The organism is Aurantivibrio plasticivorans, assembly GCF_055392955.1.
Genome location: NZ_AP036020.1, coordinates 3,364,423 through 3,377,224, shown reverse-complemented (window position 1 = coordinate 3,377,224; position 12,802 = coordinate 3,364,423). Strand labels below are relative to the sequence as shown.

At 47.6% G+C, this 12,802-nt stretch carries 11 protein-coding genes; 9 read left to right on the top strand and 2 right to left on the bottom strand.

Annotation, left to right across the window (positions count from 1 at the left end; all coding sequences use genetic code 11):
* Positions 1 to 18 precede the first annotated feature (18 nt).
* Complete coding sequence (locus ACZ5NB_RS15105; RefSeq protein ID WP_460233066.1) at positions 19 to 1,275, top strand: cytochrome P450; 1,257 nt, start codon at positions 19 to 21, stop codon at positions 1,273 to 1,275.
* A 123-nt stretch (positions 1,276 to 1,398) separates the two neighbouring features.
* Here the strand turns inward: ACZ5NB_RS15105 and ACZ5NB_RS15100 are convergent, their stop codons facing one another.
* On the bottom strand, positions 1,399 to 1,551 hold the full coding sequence (locus ACZ5NB_RS15100; RefSeq protein ID WP_460233065.1) for a hypothetical protein: 153 nt from the start codon (positions 1,549 to 1,551) through the stop codon (positions 1,399 to 1,401).
* Between the two features lie 343 nt (positions 1,552 to 1,894).
* On the opposite strand from ACZ5NB_RS15100, the gene ACZ5NB_RS15095 reads away from it, so the two are divergent.
* The 4 genes from ACZ5NB_RS15095 (at position 1,895) to ACZ5NB_RS15080 (ending at position 5,062) form a co-directional block, all read left to right on the top strand.
* The gene (locus tag ACZ5NB_RS15095; protein ID WP_460233064.1) at positions 1,895 to 2,413 is read left to right on the top strand and encodes a hypothetical protein; all 519 of its coding nucleotides are present in this window, start codon (positions 1,895 to 1,897) and stop codon (positions 2,411 to 2,413) included.
* Between the two features lie 256 nt (positions 2,414 to 2,669).
* On the top strand, positions 2,670 to 3,542 hold the full coding sequence (locus ACZ5NB_RS15090) for an alpha/beta hydrolase (protein ID WP_460233063.1): 873 nt from the start codon (positions 2,670 to 2,672) through the stop codon (positions 3,540 to 3,542).
* A gap of 223 nt (positions 3,543 to 3,765) precedes the next feature.
* Positions 3,766 to 4,266, top strand: a complete 501-nt coding sequence (locus ACZ5NB_RS15085; protein ID WP_460233062.1) for a nuclear transport factor 2 family protein — start codon at positions 3,766 to 3,768, stop codon at positions 4,264 to 4,266.
* A gap of 322 nt (positions 4,267 to 4,588) precedes the next feature.
* Positions 4,589 to 5,062 carry a c-type cytochrome gene (locus tag ACZ5NB_RS15080; RefSeq protein ID WP_460233061.1) on the top strand — a complete coding sequence of 158 codons (474 nt, stop codon included), beginning with the start codon at positions 4,589 to 4,591 and terminating at the stop codon, positions 5,060 to 5,062.
* 95 nt (positions 5,063 to 5,157) lie between these two features.
* Here the strand turns inward: ACZ5NB_RS15080 and ACZ5NB_RS15075 are convergent, their stop codons facing one another.
* Entirely contained in the window at positions 5,158 to 6,141 is a 984-nt protein-coding gene (locus ACZ5NB_RS15075; RefSeq protein WP_460233060.1) for an alpha/beta hydrolase family protein, read from the bottom strand.
* A gap of 229 nt (positions 6,142 to 6,370) precedes the next feature.
* On the opposite strand from ACZ5NB_RS15075, the gene ACZ5NB_RS15070 reads away from it, so the two are divergent.
* The 4 genes from ACZ5NB_RS15070 to ACZ5NB_RS15055 all read left to right on the top strand — a co-directional run bounded on the left by ACZ5NB_RS15070 (position 6,371) and on the right by ACZ5NB_RS15055 (position 12,709).
* Complete coding sequence (locus ACZ5NB_RS15070; protein WP_460233059.1) at positions 6,371 to 8,002, top strand: carboxylesterase/lipase family protein; 1,632 nt, start codon at positions 6,371 to 6,373, stop codon at positions 8,000 to 8,002.
* A gap of 163 nt (positions 8,003 to 8,165) precedes the next feature.
* On the top strand, positions 8,166 to 9,851 hold the full coding sequence (locus ACZ5NB_RS15065) for a carboxylesterase/lipase family protein (RefSeq protein WP_460233058.1): 1,686 nt from the start codon (positions 8,166 to 8,168) through the stop codon (positions 9,849 to 9,851).
* Positions 9,852 to 9,945: 94 nt separating this feature from the next.
* Positions 9,946 to 11,721, top strand: a complete 1,776-nt coding sequence (locus ACZ5NB_RS15060) for a CocE/NonD family hydrolase (RefSeq protein ID WP_460233057.1) — start codon at positions 9,946 to 9,948, stop codon at positions 11,719 to 11,721.
* A 25-nt stretch (positions 11,722 to 11,746) separates the two neighbouring features.
* Positions 11,747 to 12,709, top strand: a complete 963-nt coding sequence (locus ACZ5NB_RS15055) for a hypothetical protein (protein ID WP_460233056.1) — start codon at positions 11,747 to 11,749, stop codon at positions 12,707 to 12,709.
* The last annotated feature ends 93 nt before the right edge of the window (positions 12,710 to 12,802 follow it).

Genomic DNA, 12,802 nt, shown 5'->3' with positions numbered 1-12,802 from the left:
CAAACGGAGGGGGTTTAGATGGAACAGTCAATGAAAGAAAAGAAAAACTGGAGCATGGTCGGGCGCAATGCTGACACCATGCCGCTCAGTGAAATTGATATTTCTCACCCAGGTATTTGGCGAGAGGGCACCTATAAACCCTTTCTCGCGCGCTTGCGTCGCGATGCACCAGTCCATTATTGCGCCGAGTCAGCGGTTGGATCATATTGGTCTATCACTAAGTACCGTGACATCATGCATGTCGATACCTCTCACGATGTGTTTTCATCGGAGCCGACAATCGGCATCATCGACGCCCCTGAAGATTTTCAGCAAGCGATGTTCATCGCCATGGATCCACCAAAGCACGATGAGCAACGTAAAGCCGTACAAGGTGCGGTTGCTCCCCCTAATTTAAAATTGTTGGAAGGCGTCATTCGCGAGCGCGCTGCGAAATTGTTGGATGCGTGTCCCGTTGGTGAAGAATTCAATTGGGTTGACTATGTGTCGGTTGAATTAACGACACAAATGTTGGCTACTTTGTTTGATTTTCCATTTGAGGACCGTCACCTCTTAACTTACTGGTCTGACGTGTCGACGGCAATTCCTGGGGGTGGAATCATTGATTCCTATGATGAGCGCGAGACGATTCTGCAAGAATGCGCAGAATATTTCGGTCGCTTGTTTGTGGAGCGTTCCAAGCAGCCACCAAAAGGGGATTTTATTTCGATGCTGGCGCACTCCGAAGCCACTAAATCGATGCCGCCTCATGAGTTCTTAGGTAACCTGCTGCTATTAATTGTTGGTGGGAACGATACAACACGGAACTCAATTTCCGGTGGTGTGTTGGCGCTTAACGAAAACCCGGCTGAATACGATAAACTCCGGGCTAACCCTACGATCATTCCAAATATGGTGTCTGAAATTATTCGTTGGCAAACACCGTTAGCGCACATGCGTCGCACGGCCAACATGGATGTTAACCTCGGTGGTCAGACGATCAAGAAGGGTGACAAGGTTATCATGTGGTATGCGTCAGGTAATCTTGACGACGAGGTTATTGAAAATGCCGACCAGTTTATAATTGATCGAAAAAATGCACGTCAGCATTTGTCATTTGGTTTCGGCATTCATCGCTGCATGGGAAATCGCCTAGCCGAAATGCAATTACGTATTGTCTGGGAAGAGATTATGAAGCGGTTTTCGTTTGTTGAAGTTGTTGGTGAGCCGCAACGAATTTATTCGAGCTTTGTAAAAGGTTACACGCATTTACCAGTGAAAGTGCATCCTCTGTAAGTTTTTTAGATGGCAGTTGTTTTAAAAACCCGAGTTATTGAAAAAATGCTCGGGTTTTTTCGTATTAGAAGTGGTGTTTAGTATGGTGGTTCTAGTGCCGGGTAATTGGGTGGATGGCCTTTCCTAGGCACGCAGTTCGGCATCCATGCCGCTCTCTTCGGCGTCCTGCCTCAGGCCAATTTGCATGGAGCAAATTGGGACGCCGTCTTTTGTGGCGCCCGCAGGGTGAAACACAGGAAGTGTTTCATCAACGTCTTGAAAAGGCCATCCACCCAATTACCCTAGCCCAGCGCCAATCTTTTGAGGGAGAGGTTGAAGTAGTTGCAGCTGATCGCAACTGCGACAGCTGAACAGTGATAATGCACCTCAAAGATGATTAATAGAAAGTATCATTGTGAGTTTGTTTTTATTGATGAAATAAATGCCATTCTCCCGTTTGCGGAGTTAAAGAACGCGCCTATATATGGATACATTTTTCCCCTGAATTAAAGAGCGCGCCTATATATAGACAATTGTGCCTAGATGTGGATACTTGGTGTCCATATTTGGATATTTGTGCCTAGATATGGAGACAGTATCCATATCTAGGCGCGTTCTTTAATAAACTGTTAGCACTAGCATGATAAAAATAAGTAAGCCAAAAGCTGCGGGTATGTTGGTCTTAGGGGTATTGATTATTCTATTCGTGGACCATTATCCGCACTTGTATCGACAAAATATAAATAAAGTTCCTTATATCGAAGGAAAACTTACAAAGAAAGACACGCGCAAGGTGGTAGATAATCCATATAGTCTGAGGCACAGAGCAGAATATTACCAAGCAATATTTGTAATGGAGGATAGGGGTGTATTCTATGTAAATAACCCATCCAATTATGAAACAAACGAACTATGGAGTAAGGTTAAATACAACCTCAATTACAGATTCTATAGCGCTGCGTGTGAATATGAAAAGGAAGCGTGTCACGCCGTTGCAATTAAAAATATGGAGCGCGACTATTTTCCATTGCCTTTTAGTGAATATGTAGATAGAGCTAAAACTTCTGATAAGGTTATACAATTCATGGGGCTTGGTATGGCTTTAGTAGGGGCTTTAGTTCTCGCCGCACCTAGAGAGAGAAAGCATGGTGAGTCTTAGTATCAAGTTTGAACCGCGACAGTATTTATTAAATTCCAAAATACATCTCCTCTGGTGTTTTGTATTTGAACCTTTTTCGTGCGGAGAGTGGCCTCGAATTATTTTTACGGCGATTAAACCAAAAATATTTGCGAAAACAGTCCAATTTTCTAGTATATAAATTGGAAAAAATGGGTTGTTTTAATTTTTCGACAGTCTCGTTCAGTCTGTAGAAATACCGACAACGGCCTCAATCCCTATGGGCTAAGAGAATAAGATGAAACACTTTTTAGGTGCAATCTGTCTCATACTAATCAGCTCACTAGGAATGGCCGATTTGCCTCCGCCATTTTCTATTGATAGATCACAAGTTGTCACGCTCGACTCCACGCTCTTGGAGCGGCGTTACGACCTTTTCATACAGCTGCCAGAGTCTTTCGATGAAAATGCTACACGACGCTACCCGTTTATTTTCATCAACGATGGAAATGCCTGGTTTCCATTGGCCACGGGTGTGGTGCGTCAGCTGGTTCGTTCTAACAACATAGGCGAGGTGATAATCGTAGGGATTTCCTATTCGGATGAGGTGAGTTGGCAGATAAGTCGAACGCGGGATTACACACCGACTTATGCGCCCAACGAAACAAACTACCATTCGAAAGAGGCTCGGGAACACTCCGGAGGGGCGGATGCTTATCTCAAATTTATCACAACGGAGGTATTTCCGTTTCTGGGTAAACACTATCGTGCTGACCTTAATAGAAAAATATACGCTGGCCATTCCTTTGGTGGTTTATTTGGTGGGTATGTCTTGAAGAAGGCGCCGAGTGCTTTCGATTACTATATTCTCAGCGACCCTTCCTTTTGGTATGACAAGGGTTCAATTTTTAAGATAGAACAAAATAAAGAAGACGATTTTCAAGAGCAAGTCAGCGTTCTAATCGTCTCTGCCAACCCCGATCCATCAAAAGAGGTATCAGGGCCATTAAAAATGAAAGAAAACGCGCTCGACTTTGGTGAGGCGCTGAGAAGTAATACAAAAATCGATATTGAAATTTCTAACCTTATCTTTGATGGCGAGACCCATCAAACTCTTTTTCCTATCGCGTTGTCTAGAGGGCTGAGAGATTATCTAGGTACCAAAAAATAATATACTAAAGCTTTAATGCGCCGTGGTGTGACGCTCAGATGTTTCGTCCTTTAAGTCGTCGAGTAACGCAGAGAGGCCGAAGGCCGACTTGAGGGGTGAGTGCGTAGGATCGGTCTCGGTTACTTCTTTTAGGCAGATAAAGAAATAACTCCCCCGCGGGCGAAACCTATTATAAAAATTATGCTCTTCAATATTTAAGGCGCTAACACCTGGAGAATGTAAGATGATAATTAAACACCTACTTACGTTCGTCGTTGGAACGCTAGTCTTAGTCTGTGCTGCAAACAGCGCTAGCGCAGCGTCTGAAGCCCAACGAATCGCTACGGCAAAGCGCTTTTTTCAAGGAGTTTACAGCTCGGATTCATCCGTTGTTGATGAATTAGCGTCCGAGAACATCACCATAAGTTACCCCGCTTTCGAAAAACTATTTGGTAAGACCGCGCTCCATGGTCGAGAAGATGTGCGAGGTCTGCTCACTTGGTTTCCAGCCTGGTGGTCTGTGACGCAGATCGATTTTCCGGAGACGATGGCCGATGGCGATAAGGTATTTTTAAAGTGGCGTTTAGTCGCAAACTATATGGGCCCAATACGCGAAGATCAGAAACACATTGACCCGGCCCATATCTGGGAGGGAATAACCCTATTTCGATTTGATGAAAGCGGCAAGATCGTCGAGGAAGTGGGGTTTGAAAGTGAGCCCCAGCCGTTCAGGGTTGTAGACTAGACTAAAGGGTCTGACTACACTCCACCATATTCCGGCTTTCCGCTTCGCATAATCGAGATAGCTAAAACATCGCATCGCGTGTTGTTTTGCACTTGGATGTTCAGCGAAGTCACCCATTAGTTCACCTGGTGCCTCCTCACAGAACCCGTTTATTGATTGCTATTTGATATATCTCAAGTAACGACTGTATTCCTGTTCAACAGGGAAACTCCGGGTTTGGTTGGTTACACTAAGTGATAATATACAGGGGATTAAGTTGTGGCATTGGCTCTGACAATCTCCATTTACCCAAGCGGTTGAGTTACCAATAAGGAATAAGCCTGTGAAGTTTTTGATAAAAATGAGAATTGTTTCTTTAACGTTCTGTGCCTTCGTTGCTCAGGTGAATGCACTATCGCCGGAAGCGGAAGAAGGGAAAGGTTTATTTCCCGTTTGCAACGCCTGTCACAATGCATCCATTGACCCGCCCTTGGCTCCGCCGATGTGGGGCGTGCAGCGGCAGTATAGAAAAATTGCTGAGAGTGATGAGCAATTCATTGAATTGGTTGCCAGCTTCGCGAAATCGCCGAGTCTGGATAAAGTAAGGTTCCAGCATGCGGTGGATCAATTGGGCCTTATGCCAGCGGTGGCTATGCCATTGGATGAGCTTAAAAAAGTGGCCGCGTATATCGCGGAGGAACAATTCGAACCTCCGTGTGCTCATTGGGAAAACAATGCAGTGCGTGCGGAAGCCGCGGGTGATTTGCAGCATGCCAAAAAAGATCGTCGTAAGCTTCAGCGGTTTTGTGCTCAGTAGCACGCTGGTTCAAACCAAGTGGGACAGGTCATCGTGATTTAGCGATCGTTTGCTGGGACATCAGCCGATCGCTAAAGGTGCTAGCCGCTGTCGGTCTATTGGACTTGTCGACGAATAAAATTAACCATCAATTGAATACAATCGTCGGTCGCCGCCGAAGCCTTGTGGGCAAATGCATGAGCCTCGCCGGGATAGAATGCATAATCCACTGCGCCACCGGCGGATTGATACGCACTCACCAAGTTTTGTGTCATTTCTAGAGGAATATTTTTATCTTCGCCCGGCTGTACAATTAATGTCGCGGGCGGTGTTACGTTCAATTCACCCAACACACGCACAATGTTCGCGTCTTTCATGGCGGCTTCATCACCAAAATAATTTAGGTGTGCTTTAATCAGTGGTTCTCGCTGAATTCGCTTTGCATAATTAAATCGGTAAATGGGATCTGATACGGGCCACAGCGCGATAATGTAGTCTACGCTGGCCGAGGTGGATGGCTTGATGCTCTCGTCCGCGAAATGTTGCGGATGATCTGGGAGCAAGCCACTTAGCAGCGCTAGGTGTCCGCCTGAAGAGCTGCCTGCAATGCCGATGGTGTCAGGATTTAGGTTGAGCCTACTGCTGTTATCTCTTAAATAGCGAACGGCTGATGTGGCATCCAGGCTGGCTAGCGGGTGTTTAAAGTTGGGGCCTTGACGGAAATCAATGGCAAGCACATACAGGCCCGCTGACGCGAGCGCGCGATTGTAGAGTTCACCCGCGGTGCGATCATATAAATTCCATGCCCCGCCATGCACTTCAACGAGGGCATGTAGCGTCTTCTCTGTGTTGGGTCTATAGCTGCGAGCCATTAGTTCAATGCCGTCCCCAACGACCGAATAAACAAACTCTTCTTCGATCACCGAGTAATCTCCGACTTCGCCTACCGCCAATGTGTTTGATGACATTGTGTTTGAGGCCATTGTGTTTGACGCCAGTGTATTTGCATATAAACACTGTGTGGTGGTGAGTGCGGCTAAACCTAGAATGGTGGCGATGAGTGGCTTGAGAACCTTGGGTGTTGTGATGAGCAAACGCATGTTGGGAGCCTCTACATTAAGGAGTTGGGATACTAACTCACGACCAAGGATCGGGCTAGCAGACGCCCTTTGCTATTGTCGGTAAAGGACTGTTAATACATTACACATGGCTTGGAATGGCTGGGTAAAAAACATATAGTTTGTTAAGCAAACTAATAATAAATGCAGCTAGTCAGTCACAATTTTCTCGCAGATTCATCGACTCAGGTCCCGCTAGGAGGCGCAAACCATGGCGTGCGATATTCAGTGTTTTAAAACAAAGTCACAACTTACCCTATTCGGCGTCGGTCGCGCACTTATCACAGCGGTGTTGGTCATGGGGAGTGCGCTCATCCATGCTGATACTTCACCGGTTGCAACCACCGCCTATGGCAAAGTACGCGGTGTGCAAGAGTCAGGCATCAATGTGTTTAAGGGTATTCGCTATGGTGCCGATACGGCGACCACACGTTTTCAAGCGCCGAAGAAGCCCGCCGCTTGGTCAGGGATAAAAGACGCTTTGGATTACCCTTCTCAAGCGCCACAAGCGTCAGGTGGTATGGGGGGAGGCTTATTCGCATCATGGGCGAATAGAAAAGATAACGACGAAGATTGTTTGTTCCTCAATGTGTGGACTCCCGGTTTAAATGACGGCAAAAAACGACCGGTGATGGTGTGGTTGCACGGGGGTGGTTTCTCCGCAGGGTCGGGTGCGAGTCATGGTTATGACGGTACGCGATTAGCGAATCGCGGCGATGTGGTGGTGGTCACCATTAATCACCGCCTCAATGTATTTGGGCATCTCTATCTTGGCCAGTTTGATGAACAGTTCGCTGACTCAGGCAATGCTGGGATCCTTGATATTGAACTTGCGCTGGAATGGGTGCGTGACAATATCGAACAATTTGGTGGCGACCCTGACAACGTGATGATTTTTGGTGAGTCCGGCGGCGGCGCTAAGGTGACGACGTTAATGACTATGCCGAGTGCAAAAGGCCTATTCCATAAAGGGGCGGTGCAAAGTGGTGCTTGGCTGCTGTTTATCGAGCCTCAGACGGCGAGTGATTTAGGGAAGGCAGTCATTACGGAGTTGGGTTTAACGCCAGACAGCGTATCAAATATTACAACATTCTCAACTCAGGAAATTCAGCAAGCGGTGGGCGCGGCGATGCGTAAAGGGGCCCGCCCAAATTGGGGGCCAGTGATTGACAATAGAAATCTGTATCGTCACCCATTTACACCCGATGCCCCTGAAGTTTCTAAAGATGTGCCGATGCTGATTGGGTTCAATAGAGCCGAGAGCAGTATCTTTCTAGGACCGAGATTTCCGCAATCGTTCACGTTGAGCTGGGAAGAGTTGCCAGAGCTATTGGCGAAAAATGTTCGCGAGACAGATCCAGCAGACATCATTGCTAAGTACCGACAGCGACATCCAGACTATAACCCGACGGATGTGTTTTTTGCCGCGACAACCGATTCGCAATTTGTGCGCGCACATACGGCGCAAGTCGAACGCAAAGCTGAGCAGGGCGGTGCACCGGCCTATTTTTATATGTTGAATTGGAATACGCCAGTCGATGGTGGCAAGTGGCGTTCGCCTCATGCGTTAGAAATAGGTCTGGTGTTTGATAATGTTGCGAAATCCACATCGATGTCTGGCACAGGCGCTGAGCCACAACGTATCGCCGACTTAATGAGTGAAGCGTGGATTGCATTTGCGAAAACCGGAAATCCAAACCATGAATTACTCCCTGAGTGGCCCGCTTACAATACTGATACGCGTCCGGCGATGGTATTCGATTTAGAGCCCAAGGTAGTGAATGACGTACGCGGAGTAGAGCGTCGTTGGTTCGATCATCTCATTATGGGTCCCAACGGCTAACAGGCGAATGAGAAGCTATCTGCGATGCTTTTATGTATGGGGAAGGTGTTAAAAATTTCTCCTAGCGGCCTAGACTATGCTTCTCAGAATCCTGCGCATCAATTTAACGGCTTCGATGACGTTTTGTTCGCGGACAGTAGCAATAATTTTAAAGAGATAAAAAATGTATAAAAATAAAATTAATCGACGTTCTTTTTTGAATCGCAGTGCACAAGTGGCCGGTATTGCTGGCGTGGGTTCTTTGTTATCAAGCAATGCGTTGGCGTCTGTGATTCCCGATCCACGATCTGTTGTCAACATTGAAAGTGGAAAAATTCGCGGTGGTGTTGCCGACGGTGTGCATGTATTTCGCGGTATTCCCTACGGTGCGGATACCGGTGGGAAAAATCGCTTCTTGCCTCCTCAGCCGGCTGCGAAATGGACAGGGGTACGCGATACCGTCGAGTTTGGTTTTATGGCGCCGCAAGGCGGTGGCGGTCCGGCAACCTTGCCAAGGTCTGGTGCTGGGGCGCGCATAACCCGCGAATTGTTTGCGCCGCTAAATTCACAGCCGCATTCTGAGGATTGTTTATATCTCAATATTTGTTCGCGCGGTGTGAAGAAGGAAGCCACTAGGCCGGTGATGGTGTGGTTGCACGGTGGTGGTTTTATGTCGGGCAGTGGCGCATCCAGTTTATACGATGGCATTAATTTATGCCGTCGAGGTGATGTGGTCGTCGTTACAATCAATCATCGATTGGGCGCGTTGGGTTACTTACACCTTGGTGACTTAGATCAAGATTACCAGCGATCCGGTATGGTGGGGATGCTCGATATCATCCGCGCTTTGGAATGGGTCAAAGATAATATCGCGCAATTTGGTGGTGATCCCAATCGAGTGATGATTTTTGGTGAATCTGGTGGCGGCAGAAAAGTGTCAACTATGTTGGCGTTGCCTGGCGCAAAAGGGCTTTTTCACTCTGCAGTTGTACACAGTGGTCCAGGTTTACGATTTTCTTCCAATGAAACCGCTCACTTGCGGACATTGGCTTTACTGGATGAGCTAGGGATTAGCCGTAGCAATTATAAAAAGCTATTGGACGTACCGTTCGACAAAATAATTGCAGCCCAAGGAAAAGCAGAGCGAAAAGTGTTAACGCAGTTGCCCCAAGATGCGTCGTTCTTTGAACGATATGGTTGGGCACCCGTCATGGGGCCTGATATGCCTCATTGGCCCTTTGACCCTACCGCCCCTCAAGAATCAATTGATGTACCGGTTATTGTTGGCTGTAATCGTCACGAATCTTCTTTGTTTCTTACGCCGAACCCTCGGCTGGATAATGTTGATGAAAACATGCTGCGGGCACACGTTGAGCGTCTGGTCGGCGATAAGGCGGACGAACTGATTGCGGTGTACCGCAATGCCTACCCTGACAAGAGCTTGCGTAGAATTTTAATGCTTATTGATAGTGATGATCGATACCGCATGGATTCTATTGTGTTGGCAGAGCGAAAAGCGACGTTAGGCGCGGCACCAACCTATATGTACCGCTTCGATTGGGAAACACCAGTTTGGGATGGTTTGTTGATGGCTCCTCATGCTCTAGAGATTCCATTTGTATTTGATAACGCGCAACTGAGTAGTGCATTTACGGGCGGTGGCCCTGATGCCGTTGCACTATCGGCGATTATGGCCGAAACATGGATTAGTTTTGCGCGAACCGGCGATCCAAACAACGCTGCATTGCCTACCTGGAAGCCGTATGAAGAAAATAATAGAGCAACAATGTTATTTAACAATGATAGCCAGCTTGTGAACGACCCAGGCCGCGCGGAAAGAATTGCCTGGCAGCCGTTGAGAAAATTCTAACGTTGAAAATTTAAAATACGGTTAGTTAATTTTTAGCACGATAAAAGAATAAATACATCGAGGGAAAATAATGTCTCATTTTGGTAAAAGTATAATGGCGTCCGCTGTGGTTTTGCTTGCAGGTTGCGGTGTGCAGCCAGAAAATAAATCAGGCGCCGCTGCGTTAGACGAGAAAAAAATATCGAAGCCCAGTGCCTACCGTGGGTACTCAGACATAAAATACGATGGTTACGATTTACAGTCTCAGTACATTGAAATGCGCGATGGGACGAAAATTGCTGTGGATTTATATCGCCCCACTCTCAATGGTGAGGTAACGACCGATAAAACCCCGGTGTTATGGATGCATACACCGTACAATCGGCGCAACTATGGGCCTGCGTTAACGGGTGAAGCCTATCCGGGAAAGGCCGCAAACCTGGTGAAATATGGTTACACAGTAGCAACCGCCGATTTTCGCGGCCTGTATGCGAGTTACGGCACAAACGAAGGCTTTAATCGCGGTGAATGGCAGGATGCAGCGCGTTGGGATGCGTACGACATTACCGAATGGTTAGCTGCTCAGGAATGGAGTACGGGTAATGTGGGCATGTGGGGCTGTTCTGCAACCGGCGGCAGTCAGATGCAGGCACTGACGGTAGCGCCCCCGAGTTTAAAAGCGGTTTTCCCCATGAGTTGTGAGTGGGATGTGTATCCCTTTGCTAATTTTGGCGGCATGGCCCCGCCTGAAGGTGTGCCAACACGTGTGATGCGCGGCGGTAGTCGTGAAGCGCGCGACAAGTTAGCGGCACCTGTCAGTGCAGACGAGGATAAAAGTTTACTCGCGGCCGCTATTGCCGAGCATAAAGACAATATCGAAACAGCGGGCTATACGCCATTTCGCGATAGTGTTGCTGAAAATTTTGGCAGCCAATGGTGGATTAAAAGTAGCCCGTACACCTACAAAGACACAATCGAGAAGTCCGGTATTGCGATATATACCGTTGCCAACTTAGATGAAGAAGGTCCAGGTTATGGCCCGTATTTTACATTTAATAATGTCAATAACCCCCGTAAATTGACAGTCGGGCCTGCAACGCATTGTGATTGGACAAGCGTACAAAAAGACACGGGTTTTGACATCATTGTTGAAGAATTACGTTTTTTTGATCGCTGGTTGAAAGGTGTCGATAACGGCGTGATGGATGAAAACCCCGTTACCTATTACACCTACAACTTAGAAACATCGTCAATCGGTATTCCGGGCTGGCACACGGCAGCGGCCTGGCCCTTGCCTCAACAGCAGTCGACGGAATTTGTCTTGTCAGAAGGGCAATTAACTGCAGATGGTATTGCACCGGGAAGTGTCGCACAGGGTGAGGTATCTCAGACAGTTGATTATGACATTGATAATAAAAACTTCTGGGATAAAGGCTTACAGTTTGTCACTGCACCATTAGCTAACGACATTCAAATTACCGGTCACCCGGTGTTGCGTTTGTGGTTGTCTAGTTCAGTGAGCGATGCTGATGTGGTTGCTCGTATTGACGATGTTGCGCCTGATGGCAGCGCAACTTACCGAACGGTGGAAGGGCGTTTGCGAGCCTCTTTGCGACAAACGGCCGACGCGCCTTATAACAATTTGGGTTTACCCTATCACCCGTTTACGGAGGCATCTGTACAACCGTTGCAAGCGGGTATGCCAGTAGAATTAGAATTCGATTTTTACGTTATGTCGAATGTCTTTAAAAAAGGCCATCAAATTCGCCTCACACTTAACTTTGCTGATAAGCGGGCCACGCCTCGCGTCGAACCGGCCCCTGAAGTCACTGTGTATTTTGGTGGGGATACATCGTCAGCGCTGGTTCTACCGGTTATTCCACACAACTAAGGCGTCAGTCGAAAGGGAAACTACTATGACATTAAAAAACAATAATCTTCATGCAAGTTGGGTCTATCGTTTGATGCTCGCCATGGCGAGTTTGGTCTTGGCTGCTCATGTATCGGCTGCACCCTGTGATCGCGCCTGTGTACAAAGTAAGGTCACTCAAACTATCGATGCGATGGTCAATCATCGTCACAGTGATATTAATTTCTTCGCATCAAAGTTACGCAGTACCCAGAATGGGGAGGTAACTCAACTGGGCGACGGTGTTTGGCAAACGATTACCAGCAAAGGTGGTTATCAACAAACGTTCATCGACCAAAGCCTGCAAGAGGCAACGTTTTTTGGTGTCTTTACCGAACAGCATGATGGCGTTGAAGAGCCACTGTTAATGGCCGTTCGTTTTCGTTTCAGTGATGGAGAGGTAACGGAACTGGAGCATTTGCTTTCTCGCCCGGATAAGCGAAATCGACTCATTCGAATAAGCCAGTTGAAAGCGCCCAATCCGATTTACGACGTGGTGCTGCCAGAAAGTGCACGTAGTTCACGAGATCAATTAGTTGCCGCCGCGCACGCGTACTTTGATGGCATTGCGAAGAGCACCGATGAGGGTGTGCCTATGCACCGAGAGTGTGTTCGGCGAGAAAATGGTGTGACTTTACTCAAAAATCAAAACCCAACCACGGAAGACTGTCCGATTGGCTTTCACCGTTTCAACTACATTACCGACATTCGTGACCGGCGCGTGTCAGTCGTCGATGAAGAGCGTGGGTTAGTGCTGGCCTGGGGAATTTTTGATATACCGGGCAATATCGAGGTGGCTCCTGGTCGCTTCGGGCCTTCTGACTTACCTAGCGATGGACCGCGTGTCGATAGTCGAAAGGTGCCGCGCAGCCTCTACATTGCTGAGTTATTCCGGGTAGTGGATGGCAAGATTCGAGACATAGACGCCATCATGTACAACCTGGATTTGGGCTTCAAAGCCGGTTGGTAAGCTCCTTGCAGCCACTTGAGCCCTGAGTGTTGAGGTCGGTTATAGCCTACTCCGGCCTTGACCCTTTGGGTTTATTTCCCTGATTTTCCCATA